The organism is Mucilaginibacter sp. P5_A4, assembly GCF_056400605.1.
On record NZ_JBFUKX010000058.1, the window covers coordinates 15561 to 33452 of the forward strand.

The 17892-nt window shown below is 41.8% G+C and carries 13 protein-coding genes; 6 read left to right on the forward strand and 7 right to left on the reverse strand.

Going from position 1 to position 17892, the window contains the following annotated elements; genetic code table 11:
* Positions 1–6: 6 nt before the first annotated feature.
* The 4 genes from AC1DQW_RS24340 to AC1DQW_RS24355 all read right to left on the reverse strand — a co-directional run bounded on the left by AC1DQW_RS24340 (position 7) and on the right by AC1DQW_RS24355 (position 5844).
* Positions 7–2133, reverse strand: a complete 2127-nt coding sequence (locus AC1DQW_RS24340; protein ID WP_477456426.1) for a hypothetical protein — start codon at positions 2131–2133, stop codon at positions 7–9.
* On the reverse strand, positions 2126–3646 hold the full coding sequence (locus AC1DQW_RS24345; RefSeq protein WP_477456427.1) for a BatA domain-containing protein: 1521 nt from the start codon (positions 3644–3646) through the stop codon (positions 2126–2128). The genes AC1DQW_RS24340 and AC1DQW_RS24345 overlap by 8 nt, the downstream gene beginning before the upstream one ends.
* Positions 3647–3721: 75 nt before the next feature.
* Complete coding sequence (locus AC1DQW_RS24350; RefSeq protein ID WP_477456428.1) at positions 3722–4600, reverse strand: DUF58 domain-containing protein; 879 nt, start codon at positions 4598–4600, stop codon at positions 3722–3724.
* Positions 4601–4848: 248 nt separating this feature from the next.
* Positions 4849–5844 carry an AAA family ATPase gene (locus AC1DQW_RS24355; protein WP_477456429.1) on the reverse strand — a complete coding sequence of 332 codons (996 nt, stop codon included), beginning with the start codon at positions 5842–5844 and terminating at the stop codon, positions 4849–4851.
* Positions 5845–6008: 164 nt separating this feature from the next.
* Between AC1DQW_RS24355 and AC1DQW_RS24360 the strand changes: the two genes are divergently transcribed.
* From AC1DQW_RS24360 to AC1DQW_RS24380, 5 genes are all read left to right on the forward strand, one after another.
* A complete protein-coding gene (locus AC1DQW_RS24360) occupies positions 6009–6635 on the forward strand; it encodes a DUF4159 domain-containing protein (RefSeq protein ID WP_477456430.1) in 627 nt (208 codons plus the stop codon).
* Positions 6636–6792: 157 nt separating this feature from the next.
* Positions 6793–8427 carry a TldD/PmbA family protein gene (locus tag AC1DQW_RS24365; RefSeq protein ID WP_477414171.1) on the forward strand — a complete coding sequence of 545 codons (1635 nt, stop codon included), beginning with the start codon at positions 6793–6795 and terminating at the stop codon, positions 8425–8427.
* 6 nt (positions 8428–8433) lie between these two features.
* The gene (locus AC1DQW_RS24370; protein WP_477456431.1) at positions 8434–9771 is read left to right on the forward strand and encodes a TldD/PmbA family protein; all 1338 of its coding nucleotides are present in this window, start codon (positions 8434–8436) and stop codon (positions 9769–9771) included.
* A 143-nt stretch (positions 9772–9914) separates the two neighbouring features.
* Positions 9915–10859 (forward strand): Rpn family recombination-promoting nuclease/putative transposase, encoded by a 945-nt coding sequence (locus AC1DQW_RS24375; protein ID WP_477456432.1) that lies wholly within the window; start codon positions 9915–9917, stop codon positions 10857–10859.
* A gap of 112 nt (positions 10860–10971) precedes the next feature.
* Positions 10972–11151 carry a hypothetical protein gene (locus AC1DQW_RS24380; protein WP_477456433.1) on the forward strand — a complete coding sequence of 60 codons (180 nt, stop codon included), beginning with the start codon at positions 10972–10974 and terminating at the stop codon, positions 11149–11151.
* A 245-nt stretch (positions 11152–11396) separates the two neighbouring features.
* Here AC1DQW_RS24380 and AC1DQW_RS24385 read toward each other — a convergent pair whose 3' ends face one another.
* Positions 11397–13088 carry a sodium:solute symporter family transporter gene (locus AC1DQW_RS24385; protein WP_477456434.1) on the reverse strand — a complete coding sequence of 564 codons (1692 nt, stop codon included), beginning with the start codon at positions 13086–13088 and terminating at the stop codon, positions 11397–11399.
* Positions 13089–13391: 303 nt separating this feature from the next.
* Positions 13392–14273, reverse strand: coding sequence for an inositol oxygenase family protein (locus AC1DQW_RS24390; RefSeq protein WP_477456435.1), 882 nt, complete (start codon positions 14271–14273; stop codon positions 13392–13394).
* Positions 14274–14442: 169 nt separating this feature from the next.
* Here AC1DQW_RS24390 and AC1DQW_RS24395 point away from each other — a divergent pair, with 169 nt between their 5' ends.
* Positions 14443–15471 carry a LacI family DNA-binding transcriptional regulator gene (locus AC1DQW_RS24395; protein WP_477456436.1) on the forward strand — a complete coding sequence of 343 codons (1029 nt, stop codon included), beginning with the start codon at positions 14443–14445 and terminating at the stop codon, positions 15469–15471.
* A gap of 25 nt (positions 15472–15496) precedes the next feature.
* Here AC1DQW_RS24395 and AC1DQW_RS24400 read toward each other — a convergent pair whose 3' ends face one another.
* Positions 15497–17791: a GH92 family glycosyl hydrolase gene (locus AC1DQW_RS24400; RefSeq protein ID WP_477456437.1), complete on the reverse strand. Its 2295-nt coding sequence runs from the start codon at positions 17789–17791 to the stop codon at positions 15497–15499.
* Positions 17792–17892: the final 101 nt, after the last annotated feature.

Below are 17892 nucleotides of genomic sequence, written 5' to 3' on the forward strand. Positions count from 1 at the left end.
TGCAAATTAGCGGTTTAAACGGTTAAGGTTTTTATAATACTGCTGTGATAAACCCATATCTACAGTGCCTTGCATTGAAACCGGCGTTTTCTGAACCGGTAATAAGGTTTTTTGAATCGCCCTTTCAACCAAAGCTATATCATACAATTTAACACTTGCCTGTTTGGACAAGATCCGGCGCATAGCATTTAAGGCCGATAAATAAATACCGGGCTGTGCCGATGCTCTTAAGCTCAGTTGCTGGTTAGCCATGGCCAATATATGCTCATCGATGCTGCTAATTTGCTGTTTAACTTTTAGCTGCTCCAATATTGCCACAGCTTGTTTCAGGTTTTCAAACTCATCTGTTCCCGGTTTAACATTCTGCTTATATAGCGGTTGGTTAATTTTCGACAGATCGCCACTTAGCCGCTTCTCTAATTTTAGCGGCGGGGGATTATAGGAAGTTTTGGCTACATACATTCTTGATTTTTGCTGTAAATCTTTTAATAAGCGCAATGCCTTGTACTCAAATGGTAGCGCATCCTGTGGTTTATACAGCCGTAGTTGCAGTTCGGCTTTCCACATTTCGGTTAAGGTTGCTTTTAGTTGTTTTTTTAATTCGGGATCAAAAAACTGGGCATCCTCGGCATTATCGTGCTTATCGGTATACTTATCTAATATAACAGCTGCATTCCCGTAGTTGTTAATATCGCCAACAGGGTCGTTCTTCTCATCAGCAGGATTGATATCTGATTCAGATTCTTCACCCAGGAACTTTCCATAACGCAGGCGTAACAGCTTTTGATCTACCCCAAGATCATTACTTCTATTGTTAAACTTTTCGGTAGTAATACTATCCTTGTCTTTTAATAGCTTTTCTGTGTCGAGAATGATCTGCCGCTCGCTTCTGAAAAATTCAGGCTTTTGATTTACACCGCTAAGCATACCATCCATACTTAACAATTGGGCAGTATCCTGTATGGATACAGTGTACACATCGGTTCGGCTTTGCTGCCTGTGTGTATCTGTTGCCTGTATGTAAAAGTAAAGCTCATCGCCTGGTTCCATATTTAAAGCCGGCAGGTTAACCAGCTTTTGGAGGTTGTATTGAGGCTGATGTCCACTGAAAGAAGTTGAAAAATCGAGCTTATATTCTTTAAACTTAACAGCCTCGCCGCTACCCTTTGCTAGTGTAGCGAAAATGAGGGCATTGCCCACCCCATAGTCATCGTTTATCGAGGCATCTATGTTTACTTTTTGGGCCTCACCTGCATCTATGTAGGTGTATTGCTTAGGTGACTTTATCCGGATAACCGGCGGCTGATCTGTTATAATCTGCACCTGGTACAGATCGGAAAGCTTACCATCCACATTAACCTGGTAAAAACCGGGTTTGTTAATTTGCTTTTGGGTTTCCCACCGGGTTTTATCGGCGTTTAAACTTTTTAATGTGATAACCTCTTTATCATTAAACAAAAACGATACTCGCTTTACAGCTATATTAGTTGATATTCTCCAGGTTATGGTCGCACCATCTTCCACATTTAAAGTGAACTTATCCTGGCTTCGGTTGGGTTTGCCAGTATAGCCCGGCGGTTTAATTAGCACTTCAACAGCAGAAATTTGCGGTAATACCTTTTCAGAGGCAGCAGCTTTTTCTGTTGAAGAACCTTTTGCAGTTATAATGCTGTTTGATTTGGCCGATTTGTTTATTAACCAAACCATCCCCAAAGCGAAAACCATTAACAATGAAGCAAATTTAATCCGTTTAAAAAACGAATTGTGCCATTGGGGAATATCTTTTAAATGAGTTTCAACCTTTTGTAACTGTAAGGTTTCCAGCATATTCAATTCGCCAGATGATTTCAAAACCAGTCCGCAGCTTTCTTCAAGTTCGGGATATTGTTGATCAAGAAAGTTGGATATGGAAGTGGTTTTGGTTGTCCATGATTTATGGATAAATAGTAAAACCAAGAGGCTTACTACAAATATAGGCATTATCCAAAGAATTTGTACCCCCAAAGTATAACTTAGTAAAACAAATACGATTAGCGATATAGCGGCAGCAAAAAGCACATCGGCAAGTAGCTGATAACTAATATACCACCTGCGTATCGTGTTTATTTTATTTATGCCTGCTTGGTTACTCATTCTTTAATACCAGCTTATTTTTATGGGCCAACCATCTTTCAACAAAGAATATGGCAACCAGTACCAGCCAGAAATAGTGTGACAGATCTGTTTGCACAGTTACCTTGTTATTATCTACGTTTTTTGCCGACGAAATTATATCTGGCATCATTTGCTGATGATCTACTTTTGCCAGATTATGCTCATTTACCAATTCATTATCAGCGTTATATAAAATAAAATTCAATAACAGCTTCGGAAAACTATCACTCCAAACCAGGTCATTCCAGGCAGGGTTGAAGCGGGAATAAAAGTGGTATTGGATTGTTTTTTTACTTTGTTCCTGCGTTAAAATTGGGTTGCCATAACCATCAACCCAAATTGATTGGCCGCTTAGCGTTTCATTTTTAACCAGTTTATAAATTGCCGGGGCTCCCTCTTGTTCTGCTAAAGCAAAACTGCTCATGGTTTTAATAGACGAGGATTCGGTACTTATTTTACCTTGTTGATAATCTAATACATACGCCGATTTCTTCAGGGTATTTGTATCGATAGGTTTACCGGATAACCAAAAAATCCAAGCCTGTTTTGCGGGTATCTGCCCAGGGCCACTATATTGCTTAATAACAATTTTACGTTGGGTAAAATTGGCAACAGCCTGTAAGGCAGCATTTAAATATGATGCATCTGCACTATATCTGTCGTTATAAATAGCTATCCATAAGGTAGTTGTATCAATTGGCGTAAGTTTTCCCGGAGCGCTTTTTAGACTGACAACCGGCTTGCCATGATTAACATCCACAGTAAACGGAGATTTTGGATCACCTTCTGATTGGATAATATAGCTTGTAAAATAAGTGCCAGATGGCCTGCTGTTTCCCTCAACAACTTTGATGGAATTATTATTGGTGAACCAGGCGCTTTGAATCCAGGTATTCACCGAATCGGCAGCTGTATACGTTTGCCAATGAAGGTTGAGTGATACAGACGGTCTGCTGCCGGTAAAGTGCTTTACCTGGTTTGGGGTGAGCAAATAAACCGGAACGGTTGCGGGCAGCTTTTTGTTTAATTTTGCCACCAGGTTCCAGTAATTTTCAGCACCGGGTTTACCACCTAACAAACTATCGTTCAGCGCTTTATTTAGTTCAAATTTATCGAAGTTTGTATTAAAAAAATGAAATTCAAAACCAATTTTATATAAAGAATCTAAAGAAATATTGAACTTTGTATAGGTTTCTTTCAGATTCTCCCTGGGAATGAGTACCCACCCTTTGGCTTTGGTTAACGCCTGGTAACGTTGCCAAAAGGGAGCCGCTAATAAAAATGCCAGGATCATCAAAAACAGGCATCGCAATATAAATAGCAACACATTATTCAGCTTAAAACTCCGGCTGCTCTTTTGCGCTGCCGCGGTTACCAGGGCGATACTCCCGACCTTTAAAGTTTTTCCCGGCCTTATATTCCACAGGTGTATCACTACCGGGATACTTATCGCGGCAATGGCAAACAACCATATGGAATTTAAAAACTGCATTTATAAAATGAGTATTACTTTATAGCTTTATAAACCATAGCGATTGGTTTGAAACCCATTGCTATGGTTTATAATTTAAAATTTGCTTTTATTTCGTTGTGTTAAAAAATCGCGCAGTGCTTCATCTAACGGCTGCGCGGTACTGAGCATCCGGTAATAAACATGCTTACCTAATAATTGCATCCTGATACCCTCTAAATGTGCCTTCAGCTTTTCTTTATACTCAACTTCCTGCTGTGCATTTATTTCGATAGTTTCCCCGGTTTCCAAATCTTCCAGTGTAGCAAATCCTCCAAAATTAAAATCAAGTTCGTTTTGGCCCATAAGGTGGAAAACTACTACCTCATGTTTAAGGGCTGATAATGAATCTAATAATTTACTGATTTCGCCTTCCCGCTGATACATATCAGTAATAAACACCAGCAATTCCTTACGGCCATCTCCGGCGAATAGTTGCTTATAGTGAATAGCTTGTGTAAAAGTACCGGCTGGCTTCACCTGTTGTAAATGATAAAACAGGCGCTGTAAATGCTGCGGATCTGGTTTGGAAGCTAATGAAAACAATCCACCATCCTGGAAAACGTATAAACCAACTGAATCACCCTGTAAATTCGACAACCAGGCCAATGACGCAGCCAGGAAACGTGCATAGTCTATCTTTTTGATGCCATTGTCATCATGATTCATAGATGCACTGGCATCTACCAGGAACCTTACCGAAATACTGGTTTCAATTTCTGATTCGCGGATATAATACCTGTCACTTCGGGCAAACATACGCCAGTCCAGCCAACGCAGGTCATCACCGGGCTGATAACTGCGGTACTGGCTAAATTCCAGTCCGGGTCCTTTCACTTTGCTTTTATTAAAACCATTCATAAAGCCATCAATAACCGTTTTCGCCAGTAATGGCAAATCCTTAATGGTCATTAATACTTTAGGATCAAGCTGCATTTTTTGATTTCGGATATCGGATGTTCGATTTCGGATTTATTTTTGTCTGAACAGGTATTACCAAGCCAACGTCATTGCTTCGTTCCTACCCATAACATATTTGCAAAATAAGCCTTTTGTCATGCTGAAAGGAGTGAAGCATCTATTATTCGCCGTGCTTCTTCGCCCTGTATAGTCTGCGAATAGATCCTTCACTGCGTTCAGGATGACAAACCTTTTAAAACGTCTTTCCCTTTCTATGACTTGTATTAAAGCGCCTTCGGCCGGGTTATTGTTGTTATCAGCTCGGCCGTCACTTTATCTGATGTTATATTCTCGGCTTCGGCCTTAAAATTCATCAGGATGCGGTGCCTTAAAACAGCCGGGGCCATGGCGTGAATATCTTCCATCAAAACCGAATACCTGCCTTTTAACAATGCTCGTGCCTTTGCCGTTAATATCAGTGCCTGCCCTGCCCTTGGGCCTGCGCCCCAGCGCACCCATTCTTTTATATAGTTTACCGTTGTAGTATCGGGGCGCGTAGCGCGGATCAACTGGCTAACATATTTTACCAGGTCTTCGCTTATGGTTACCTGCCTCACCAATGCCTGGGCCTGTATAATTTCTTCGGCAGTAATTACAGCTTTAACATCCGCCTTTTTTATACCCGTGGTTCTATTCAATACTTCAAATTCTTCCTGCTCGGTTGGGTAGCCAATTTTTATCAGTAATAAAAAACGGTCCAACTGGGCTTCCGGCAAGGGGTAAGTGCCCGCCTGCTCAATAGGATTTTGAGTTGCAAGAATAAAAAATGGTTTATCTAAGGGGTAAGTTTGCCCGCCATAGGTTACTTCAAACTCCTGCATGGCTTCTAACAAGGCAGCCTGCGTTTTGGGTGGGGTGCGGTTAATTTCATCGGCCAGTATAATATTGGCAAACAGCGGTCCTTTATTAAATTTAAAGAAGCGTTTGCCGGTAGCATGGTCTTCTTCCAATATTTCGGTACCAATGATATCCGTTGGCATCAGATCGGGGGTAAACTGGATCCGCCTGAACGCCAGGTGCAGCGCCTGCGACATGGTTTTTACAATGAGTGTTTTGGCCAGGCCAGGTACACCCTCCAATAAACAATGCCCTCCGGCTAAAAAAGCAACCAGCAGCTCATCCAATATGGCATCCTGCCCCACAATTACCTTTTGTATCTCGCTTTTTAACTGCGGTAACCTGGCAAGCAGAGCTTTTATATTATTTTCGGTCAGTTCCAACTTTTAATACGTATTTAAAGTACTGTCACAATATATTACCCTTTTGAGTAATTACCATTATTTTTTATTAAAAATTAAATAAAGTATCTAAAACTTTACAAACTAAGCAAACAAAAGTAATTTCAGCATAAAATATTGTACTACTTTTAAGCTTTTTAAACAAAATGGCATTCAGCGGAAAATTTACGTTTACCAGGTTAAGTTACCATTCCGGCGATTGGGATACCGATCAGCGCATGCCATCAAACCTGCTTAACTCTTTACTGGAATATACTACCGTCCCCATCGAACAGCAGGAAAAAGTAATTCCACTAAGCAGCGATGATATATTTCAATACCCGTTTTGCTATTTAAGCGGCCATAAACTGGTGCAATTTGATACCAGGGAAAGGGCGAACTTTAAAAAATATACGGAGAACGGCGGTTTCATATTTGTTGATGATTGCAACCATGACATCGACGGGCTGTTTGCCAAATCATTCGAGGCGCAAATGACAGCCCTCTTTGGCCCGGCAGCGCTGAAAAAGATCCCCAATAACCATAAAATATATCACTCCTTCTTCTCTTTTGACAAAGGCCCGCCTACAACAAGCTTTGAGCTTAACGGCTGGGGCGATGACCTTGTACACGATTATCTTAAAGCCATTGAAATTAACGGCCGTATAGCCGTTTTATACAGCAGTAAAGATTATGGCTGCGAATGGGATTATGATTTCAGGAACAAACGCTTCCTGGCAGAAGATAATACCAAATTCGGGGTGAATATTATTATGTATGCGCTGAATTATTGATACTTATAACCCGCTAAAACTGATGTTGTAAGGAAAATTGGCCGGTAATTACCCACTTATTATTTTGAGCCGCAGATGTAATAAATAAATTATATTTTTTATCCTGCATAAAATTCAAACCTGACTCATTATATTTAGGACTTAATACTGACTGACCTTGAAAAGAAAAGATTTCCTATACCTCACCGGAATGGGCATTAGTGCATCCATGCTTAGCAGGATCCCTGTTTTCGGTTCGCCCGTTTTACCCGGACAGGATCTGAGCCCGGTAGACGTGGCATTGAAAAAACGAATGGCTGATGTGGCATTAAATGCGGCCCGATCTAAGGGTGCAACTTATACCGATGTACGCATAGGCCGGTACCTTAACCAGTTTGTAGTTACCCGCGAAAACAAAGTAGAAAATATAGTTGATACCCAATCATACGGAATGGGGATTCGCGTTATTGCCAACGGTTGCTGGGGCTTTGCCGCTACAGACAAGCTGGATAATGATAGCATAGCCAAAGCTACCGAGCTTGCTGTAGCTATAGCTAAGGAGAATGCCCGCATCCAAACAGACCCGGTGCAATTGATAGCCCAAAAAGGCCAGGGAGAAGTAAGCTGGAAAACACCAATAGAACGCAATGCTTTTGAGGTGCCCATGAAGGAAAAAACCGACCTGTTGCTTTCTGTAAATGACGCAGCCATGAAAGGCGGCGCCAATTATGTAAACTCCATACTATTTTTGGTTAACGAGCAAAAATACTTTGCCTCTACAGATGGTTCCTACATCGATCAGGATATCCACAGAATTTGGCCTACTTTCGCGGTTACCAAAATAGATTCAAAAACCGGCAAGTTTGAAACCCGCCAGGCGTTAAGCGCACCGCGTGGTATGGGTTATGAGTATTTGATCCCCCGTGAAAGCGACAAGATAAAGGGCGTAACCACCTTATACCGTGATCGCTATGATATGATTGAGGATGCACGGGCTGCTGCTACCCAGGCAGAGCAGAAATTGAAAGCAAAATCGGTTGAAGCCGGTAAGTATGATCTGGTGCTTGATCCAAGTCACTTATGGTTAACTATCCACGAATCTGTTGGTCACCCTACTGAGCTCGACCGCGTTTTAGGTTACGAGGCCAACTTTGCAGGCACAAGTTTTCTCACTCTAGATAAATGGCAATCGGGCAAGTTCAATTTCGGCAGTAAAAATGTAAATATTGTTGCCGATAAAACACAACCCGGCTCACTGGGGGCTGTTGGTTATGATGATGAGGGTGTTGAGGCCAAAAAATGGGATGTGATTAAAGATGGCACCCTTGTTAACTACCAGGCTATTCGCGACCAGGCGCATATTATCGGCTTAAAAGAATCGCAGGGATGCTGCTACTCCCAAAGCTGGCAGGATGTACAGTTTCAGCGTATGCCCAATATCTCTTTGCAGCCGGGTAAAACCCCAATGGGTTTAAATGATATGATCAAAAATGTAGAAAAAGGTATTTATATTATTGGCGACAGCTCTTTCTCTATTGATCAGCAGCGCTACAACTTTCAGTTTAGCGGCCAGCTTTATTTCGAGATTAAGAACGGTAAAATAGCAGGTATGTTGAATGATGTAGCCTATCAATCAAACACGCAGGAGTTCTGGAATTCATGCGCGGCCGTTTGCGATCAGAAAGATTACCGGTTAGGCGGATCTTTCTTTGATGGTAAGGGCCAGCCTATGCAGGCCAGCGCCGTATCTCATGGTTCATCAACTGCCCTGTTCAAAGGGGTTAACGTTATTAACACAGCAAGAAAAATTTAAAATACTATGGCCATATTAAGTGAAGATGAATGCCGCGCAATATTAAAAAAAGCGCTCAGCTACTCTAAAGCCAATGAATGTGAAATTAATTTTGGCGGATCAGACTCCGGCAATATCAGATATGCCCGTAATACCGTTTCAACCAGCGGTGCCCTTAGTCAAACCAGTATGATTATCTCATCGGCATTTGGTAAAAAACTGGGGGTGGTTACCACTAATGAATATGATGATGCCTCGGTTGAAAAAGCTGTACGCCTGTCAGAAGAACTGGCACAGCTGGCACCTGAAAACCCTGAGTTTGTATCCTTTTTAGGGCCGCAAACTTATGCGCCACGTTCAAAAACCTTTGTGCCCGAAACAGCTGGCGTTACCCCGGCTCAGCGTACGGATATGGTTGATGCGAGCCTAAAAATAGCCAAAGACAATAAATTGATAGCTGCCGGTTTTTTGCAGAACAGTGCAGGCTTTAATTCTATGATGAATTCGCATGGGCTTTTTGCTTACAATACATCAACTGATATCAATTTCTCGGTAACACTGCGTTCTGAGGATGGTACCGGATCTGGCTACTCAACCAAAGGGTATAATGACGTAAGTAAACTTGATACATTGGCATCCACCAAAATAGCAGCTCAAAAAGCTGCAGGTTCAAAAGGCGCCAAAGCTATTGAACCGGGTAAATATACAGTGATACTGGAACCAGCTGCAGGTATAGTGTTGCTTGAGCAATTATATGGCGGCCTGGATGCCCGCAGTGCCGATGAAGGCCGAAGCTTTTTAAGCAAACCAGGTGGCAAAACAAAGCTTGGCGAAAAAATGGTTGATGAAAGGGTGAATATCTATTCAGATCCATCTCACCCCGATCTGCCTACCAGCAGCTGGACCGGCGATGGGAGGCCGCAGGAGAAGATCACCTGGATAGAGAAAGGTGTTGTTAAAAATCTGAATTACTCCCGCTACTGGGCTCAAAAACAGGGCGTAAAAGCAACCCCATCGCCTGATAGCATCATTATGGATGGCGGCAGTGCTACGCTGGAGGAGTTAATTAAAGGAACCGAAAAAGGAATATTGGTAACCCGGCTATGGTATATCCGCCCGGTTGACCCGCAAACGTTGCTATATACCGGGCTTACCCGGGACGGTACTTTTTATATCGAGAATGGCCAGATCAAATTCGCTATCAAAAACCTGAGGTTTAACGAAAGCCCGGTTATTATGCTGAATAACCTGGATGCATTGGGCAAACCGGAGCGTACAGTGAGCGGGGAATCAACCCAAAACGCAATGATACCACCCATGCGAATCCGTGATTTTACTTTTACTTCGCTATCCGATGCGGTTTAAATAATTTCTTAATTACAACAAAAGCCCGGATTTTAAAGTTCGGGCTTTTGTTGTTTAATTTACTTTGCCATCTTTTATATAAAGCACAATAGCTTTAATCAATTTGAGCTTTTTAATCAAACATAATTTTCTATTAAGGTTTAATGAGAAGAAAAGACGACATTCTTTGGAAAGGGATACTTGAAGATGTTTTTGACGATTTTTTGCGGTTTGTAAATCCCGAAGCCGATACCGTATTTGACCTTGACCAGGGTTTTGAATTCCTGGATAAAGAATTGGAGCAGGTCTTCCCGCCAGAAAATGATGAGTATTCGCCAAGAGTTATCGATAAGCTGGTTAAAGTATTTACCAAAACGGGCAAAGAGGAATGGATTTTGGTACATGTGGAAGTGCAGGCCCAATATCAAAAAGATTTTGCCAGTCGCATGTACACCTATTTTTACAGGATACTGGATAAATATCAAAAACCCATAGTAGCTTACGCCATATTTACCGAAACCAGTGCAAAAGAACGGCCGGATCATTTTGCGATAGACTTTATGGGTACCAGTTTGTGTTATACGTTTAATACCTACAAAATAACCAGCCAAAGCGATGAAGCGCTGCAAGCAAGCGACAACCCATTTGCGTTGGTTGTGCTTACAGCAAAGGCCGCGCTTACTGGTAAAGAGGTAAAAAGCAGCATGGAACGTGATGTGTTGCTATTGAACTTAAAACTTAACCTCACCAAGTTATTGTTGGCCAAGAAGATAGCGAAGGAAAAAATAAGGGTGCTGATGAATTTTTTAAGGTATTATATACGCTTTGAAAATCAGGAGATAAACACTAAATTTGAACAACAGGTAGAAATTTTAACAGAAAGGAGCACCACCATGGGTATCGAAGAACTTTTATTAGACAGAGCTGAAAAAAAARGTGAGAAAAAAGGCGAAAAGAAAGGTGAAAGAAAAGGCGAGAAAAAAGGCGAAATAAAAGGCAGAAAAGAAGAAGCTCTTACTATTGCCCGCGAAATGAAAAAAGATGGCCTGCCTGTTGCACAGATCGAAAAACTCACCCGGCTTTCGGCGGAAGAAATAGAAAATCTTTAGTCAAAGATGCTATCAACATCTAAAAAACAGCCCATTCTTTACAGCATACCGATTCACAATAAATGGGACTTAAACCAATCACTATAAATTTTAACACAAAAGGAGCACCACCATGGGTATCGAAGAATTTTTATTAGACAGAGCTGAAAAAAAAGGCGAAAAGAAAGGTGAAAGAAAAGGCGAGAAAAAAGTCAAGAAAGATATTGCCCGCGAAATGAAAAAGGATGGCTTGCCGGTTGCACAGATCGAAAAATTCACCCGGCTTTCGGCTGAGGAAATAGAAAAACTTTAAGCAGCTTAAATATTAAGCTACTACTATCCTACCGCCTATCGCAACCTATTAGTTGTACATAGTGCATGTACATATTTCATTTAACTTCTAAATATCCGAAGCCCCCGACGCCAAAATATTAGAACACCGCTTAAATCTGCAGTACTTTTATTATAAGCCGAAGGGTGTTAATTTCTGTCGTAGTTTGGTACAGTAACACCTTTCCCGTAAACCTTCGCGCCAATTCATAACCCGGTCAATCTACCCTACCAAAACCTTACATAAATTGCTGATAAGAATAACAGGATCACTGCGATAAGTACCACCGATGATGGCTTCAGTTTAAACATACTTTTATCAACCTGGATAGCTTTTGCACTCACCATTGGCCCGGCTAAGCTTGTTGCAACCATCACGATGAATGTGGTAAGGAACGACCAACTGAGCGATATGAAAAAAGGTATTTCAAATTGGCCGGATGCATTTGGAAATGCCGTGTAAAGCCAGGTTTCCGGTCCGAAAACTTTAACGGCAAACTGGTTAAAAAATACCGATGCTGCAAAGCCTGTTAATATGCCTACGATGGCGGCCTCCCCTGTTGTACGTTTCCAGAACATACCTAACAGAAATGTGGCTAAAACCCCGGGACTTACAAAGCTGGAATATTTTTGAACAAAGGTATAGCCCCCTTCACCGCTGATACCCAGCATATCATTCCAGGTAAAGGCAACGGCTACAACTAAACTCACAACTATGGCAAGCCTACCTACCCAAACCATATTGCGTTCGGTGGCTTTGGTGCTCATGTAGTTTTTATAAACATCGAGCGTAAAAATGGTAGCAATACTGTTTACCTTACCGGCTATAGATGCTACAATGGCCGCCGTTAACACGGCTAACGACAAGCCCTTTAATCCCGAAGGTAAAAAGGATAGTATAGCCGAATAAGCGCCATCCTTACTACCATTGATCAGCATTGGTAAATGACCGTGCTTGTATAAAACAAAGGCAACTATACCCGGCAGCATCACAATAACCGGCATCAGTATCTTGAGCAAACTGGCAAACAGGATACCTGTACGGGCGGTATGCAGGTTTGCCCCCAGGGCACGCTGCGTGATATATTGGTTACATCCCCAGTAATTAAGGTTGCTGATCCATTGCCCGCCGGCATACATCGCAAAACCTGGCAGGATCAAATATTTACTTACAGTTTCTATCGATGAACCATGTGCAGGTTTTTTGAAAATAAGATGGAAATGATCGGGAGAATCTTTCAGGATTAGTTTTAAACCGGTAAGCGCGTTTTGCCCGAAACCAAATTTATCGCTTACAATAGTAAGCGATAGGTAAGTAATGGCAAGCCCGCCAACGATGAGCACAGCAACCTGTACAACATCGGTATAACCCACTACCTGCATCCCCCCCAGGGCAATAACGACACCAAATATGGCTAAGCCGATCATAATCTCGTGCAGGTACTGCCCGCCCAGCAAACTGTTAATAGCCAGGGCACCTAAGTACAAAATGGCCGTAAGGTTAACAAAAACGTATAAGAATAACCAGAATATCGACATTACCAAAGCCACACCACTGTTATACCTGTCTTTAAGAAATTGCGGCATAGTGTATATTTTATTTTTGAGGTATACCGGCATAAAAAACACCGCTACAATAATAAGCGCGGCGGCCCCTACCCATTCGTAAACAGCTACAGCTATCCCGGCAAAAAAACCATCGCCGCTCATCCCTATAAATTGCTCGGCAGAGATGTTGGATGCGATGATAGATGCACCAATGGCCCACCAGGTAAGGGTACCCTCGGCCAGGAAAAAACTGTGCGAACTGGAATTGGTTTCGTTTTTTTTGCTGCGGTAAACCAGGTACCCGTAAACCGATACCAATATAAAATATACAAAGAATACGATAAGATCGCCTATGGAAATGTGATTCAGCATGTTTATTGTTTGCAACCAGGATTTAGGTTAGGCCCGGTTGATTTTTCAAATCTATAAAATAAAACGGATTGGCAATGTTTTGCATCGCATTAAATGTCAGCAATACAGCTCTATGTGTTTCAAGACAACGAAACACCTGAAACATCCATATGTAAAAATAAACAAACCCGCATTGCAAAGCACGAAGCAAAAAGTCCCATCCAACCCTCGCCGGAAGGGGGAGATTAAAAAAAAACCGAAGGTCAAAAAGTCTCCCCGCCAAACGGCGGGGGGACATTTAGAGGGGCTAGTTACTTCAGCTACTTAAAACTTCAACGTTGACGGCAGATATTTGGCCACCAGGTCTTCGTAGTAAGGGCGTAGTTCGGTCCAGTTTGGAGGTACCGGGCTTTTACTGTACAGGTCATATGGATTAAACTGGTTCACTGCCTTAAACAACTGGTGGTCATGCGCGGTCATCAGGTGACTATAAGCATTCTCCCGGTGTTGCGGGTAAAAAGAATGATAACGCAGCATATACAAAGCCTGCTCGGGCAGATAAGGCTTCATCATGTGGTAAATATATTCATCGTGGCCCCAGGTCATGTGCACATTATCTAAACCACAATTAGGTTCATAAATACCGTATTTGGAATTATAACGCGGATCATGATGATCCTTGTTATCCTTAAAATATTCTGAGAATATGATCTTATCAGAAAAAGCGCAACCTACGGGATAACTATCGCCCACTACAGCCCATTGTGGCTCGCCAAACAGGCACAATACTTTCCCAAGGTCATGGAATAAACCGGTAAGTACCATCCAGTCTGGCCTGCCATCGGCACGGATAGCTTCTGATGTTTGCAGCAGGTGCTGTAACTGGTCAAGATCCGTATCGGGATCGGAGTCGTCAACCAGTTGATTCAGAAAATCAAAGGCATCCCAAACCGACATTTCTTTTTTATCAAACTTTAAGTACTGCTCCTTTTTCTGCAGCACAAAATCATAGGTTTGATTGATATGCTGTAAGCGGTAAAACTCCCTTACGGTATCTTTTAAATTGGCTTCGTAATTGCGATAAGCTTCTGTATCGCGCCCGGCGGCAATAGAATCAGCATCGGGATAACGATCTAAAATATCATCTTCCCATTCATCAATTGAACTTAAAGGGCCCTGGTTTGGTGTTTCGCTTAGCTTGCTCATAATGTTGTAATTTAAAAGGAAATGCAATTGGTAAACAATCCCTTGCGACTATGTTATCCAAATTTCTTTATTTAAAACATCACATTTATTAAAAACGGTTAATTTATTTGCTTAAACGTTTAACTAAATTAGCACTGTTTTCTATCTCAAATAATCTAAATTAGCACCCATGGCCGATGATTTTAAAAGTGATAAAGTAAATATGAAGGCACTTGCCAAAGTGTTAAACGTATCTATCGCTACGGTATCCAAAGCCCTGAGAGATAGCCATGATATTGGCCCCGAAACCAAATTGAAGGTAATTGAAGCAGCCCGTAAATTACACTACGTACCAAATCCGTATGCCAGCAGCCTCCGTAAAAAAGCCAGCAACACCATTGCCATCATTATCCCTGAAATTGCCGATAGCTTTTTTAGCCAGGCTATTAACGGTATAGAGAGTGTTGTAGCTGTAAAAAAATACCATACATTAATTTACCTTACCCATGATAGTTATGAACGTGAAGCCTATATGTTTGGCGAACTGGCCAGCGGGCGGGTTGATGGCGTAATAATGTCTGTTGCCAGCAATACAGAGGATACGGCGCATATTAAAACCCTACAGGAAGCAGGCATCCCGATTGTGTTTTTCGACAGGGTTTTTGATGATATTAAATCCGTAAAAATTACTACCGACGATTTAAACAGCGCGTATACAGCCACAAACCATTTATTGGATGCCGGGTGTAAAAACATTTCGCTGGTTACTATAAAAGGATATCCTTCTATCCTATCAGCCCGGGAAGAGGGATATCGAAAAGCATTATCAGAACGTGGTATCGACCCGGAAAAATCAAGCTTGATTACCTGCTCCAATAAATACAACAACGAAAACATTGCAGTCATCAAAGATCATATAGCCCGCGTAAAACCCRATGGTATTATTGCAACTGTGGAGCATTTAGCCACCTCGATATACCTGGCCTGTGATGAAATGAAGCTTAACATCCCGCGGGACGTTAAAGTGGCTTGCTTTACCAACCAGATCACCGCCCCTATTTTGAACCCGCCGCTTACCACTATTCTGCAACCGGCCTATGAAATGGGTAAGCAAGCGGCTCAACTGTTGTTTGATCATTTATCGGGCAAGTACGTTGAAACGGGTAAGGAAATAGTTTTGCCATCGCAGTTGATGGTGAGGGCATCAACTGCGCTTTAATTACCAATCCTTAAGAATTTTTTAATCAATCTTTCTGCGGTATGCTCGTCATTTTAAACGCCAGCGTACCTCCATGACTAATCTGTTCATGGGATATCATATGATTTTTGATAGGCTGACCATCAAACGTAACTTCTTTTACATATTTGTTTTGTGCCGATAGATCAGTGGCTTTAATAACCAGCTTATTACCGTTTTGTAAGTCTAACGCTATATAAGGGAACTGGGGCGCACCAATACTATACATACCTGATGCCGGAGTAACCGGGTAAAAACCCATCACACTAAAAATATACCAGGCTGATGTTTGTCCGCAATCGTCATTTCCATTAATGCCTGCCGGTGCATTCCTGAAATTTTGCCAACCTGTATGCTGCCTTACCAGTTCCTGGGCCTTCCAGGGCATACCGCAGTAATTAAACAGGTAAATATAGTGATGCCCGGGCTCATTATCGGCCCTGTAATGGCCATCATTAAAGTTATGGATAAGTTTATCGGCAAAAGGTTTTTCGCCGCCCATAAGGGTTATCATGCCCGGTATATCATGCATGGCGCCAAAGGTGTAGGTCCATTTTGTACCTTCGGTAAAGCCGCTGTCCGGCTTTGCCGACCATTGTCCGTTTGAATTACGGGGTGCCATAAAACCGGTGGCAGCGTTATACACATTCTTGTAGTTTTCGCTCCAGGTTATTAATTGTTTATAATCATCCGTTTTCCCTAAAGCTTTCGCCAATTGCGCTACACAATAATCATCGATGCCATATTCAATAGTGCGCGAAACCGATTCCTTCACCTTATCAACCGGGATAAAACCCAATTTATGGTAGTAAGTAAGCCCTCCCCTTGCTTCAAAGCTTGTCCACAGGTCACGATCGCCCCATTTCTTTTGGGTATCACCATCGGGGGCCTCAAAAGCATCTTTATGCAAAGCTTCATAAGCTAATTTGGTACTATAACCCCGAAAACCCTTTATATAGGCATCAGCCACCACAGCATCGGCATGGGTGCCTATCATAATATTAGTATAGGTTGGGTTTGGCCACATGGGCATCCAGCCGCCTTCCTGGTACATCTGCAATAGTGATTTCACCATCCCATTTACACGCTCGGGCTGGGTTAATATCAACAATGGATGCAAAGCACGAAAAGTATCCCAAAGAGAATAGTCGTTATATGAAACGCCATGGTGAACTTTATCGTCAAAGGCGCTGTAATACCTGCCATATTCAGAAAACTGTCTCGGAAATAACAACGTATGGTAAAGCGCGGTATAAAAAATAGTTTTTTGCTCGTTGGTTATACCATTAACCTGTACTACTTTTAGCTGCTGCTGCCAGTTATCGCGGGTATCCTTAACTACCTTATCAAAATCCCAATCCGGAATTTCTTTCTTAAGGTTATTACGCGCCTGGTCAATACTGATAAAAGAAGTAGCTACAGCAACTTTTATTACCGTATTGGAAATGGTTTTAAAGGAAATAAAAGCGCCCATGCGGGTTCCATACTGCTCTTTACTGCCTTTTTTAATGATGCTTTTATCCCACGTACCATATTTCCGAATCTGTTTATCAAATTTGATAATAAAGTACCCTTTAAAGTTTTTAAGCTCGGGGCCAATTTGGGACGATTGCCTGTCGGGATTATAGCCGGTTATTTCGTTATTGATGGTATCTACATACACATAGCCCTTTAATTTTTTCAACCTGGGTTTATAATCATTAGCCCAATCGGTAAGTTCGGGATTAAGGTTAATGCCCTGGATTATTAAGTGAGCTTTTTCCGCAGCGGGAAAGGTAAAACGGAACATTCCACAGGTATTGGCGCCCGCAATTTCGGCTTTTATCTTCTTGTTGCCATCTGTCTTTAACTTTACCGAATAGTAGTATGGTTTGGTAATTTCGTCTTTATGATCGTATGATAATTTACGTTCTTTAGGTAAAACACGCAGGTTACCAGTTTGCGGCATAATGGAAATATAGCCATAATCGCCCATCCAAACGGTGGGCTGGTGGGTGGCCAGCAAACCAATTACCGATTTATCCTCGTATTGATAGCACATGCGGCCCATTTTACTTTCGCCGGTTTGCGCAACAAAATTAGTCATGGCAAAAGGTACGTTTACACAGGGCATTGTGCCGCCGCCATCCAAACCTTTGGCAAAGCCGGTGATAGCGGTACCTATTAACGGATTTACAAAATCCACCTCATCCTTATGAGTTTTTGATGTAGTTTTTTGCGCATTAACTGTTATATAAAATTGCATAAATAACATTAACAGATAAGTGCTTTTTTGGAATTTCATGTAGAACGTAGATATCATATCAATAGAATGTGGGTTACACCTATTTAGGTTTCAAGACAAATCTCTAATTTTTATTTCCATAAACCCCGATTTTAAAATAAAGTTTTAAAGAGATTAAC

Excerpts from the sequence above, each read along its gene's own strand:
- AC1DQW_RS24340 (WP_477456426.1), bottom strand. The coding sequence starts at position 2,133 with ATGAGTAACCAAGCAGGCATAAATAAAATAAACACGATACGCAGGTGG.
- AC1DQW_RS24345 (WP_477456427.1), bottom strand. The coding sequence starts at position 3,646 with ATGCAGTTTTTAAATTCCATATGGTTGTTTGCCATTGCCGCGATAAGT.
- AC1DQW_RS24350 (WP_477456428.1), bottom strand. The coding sequence starts at position 4,600 with ATGCAGCTTGATCCTAAAGTATTAATGACCATTAAGGATTTGCCATTA.
- AC1DQW_RS24360 (WP_477456430.1), top strand. The coding sequence starts at position 6,009 with ATGGCATTCAGCGGAAAATTTACGTTTACCAGGTTAAGTTACCATTCC.
- AC1DQW_RS24370 (WP_477456431.1), top strand. The coding sequence starts at position 8,434 with ATGGCCATATTAAGTGAAGATGAATGCCGCGCAATATTAAAAAAAGCG.
- AC1DQW_RS24380 (WP_477456433.1), top strand. The coding sequence starts at position 10,972 with ATGGGTATCGAAGAATTTTTATTAGACAGAGCTGAAAAAAAAGGCGAA.
- AC1DQW_RS24385 (WP_477456434.1), bottom strand. The coding sequence starts at position 13,088 with ATGCTGAATCACATTTCCATAGGCGATCTTATCGTATTCTTTGTATAT.
- AC1DQW_RS24390 (WP_477456435.1), bottom strand. The coding sequence starts at position 14,273 with ATGAGCAAGCTAAGCGAAACACCAAACCAGGGCCCTTTAAGTTCAATT.
- AC1DQW_RS24400 (WP_477456437.1), bottom strand. The coding sequence starts at position 17,791 with ATGATATCTACGTTCTACATGAAATTCCAAAAAAGCACTTATCTGTTA.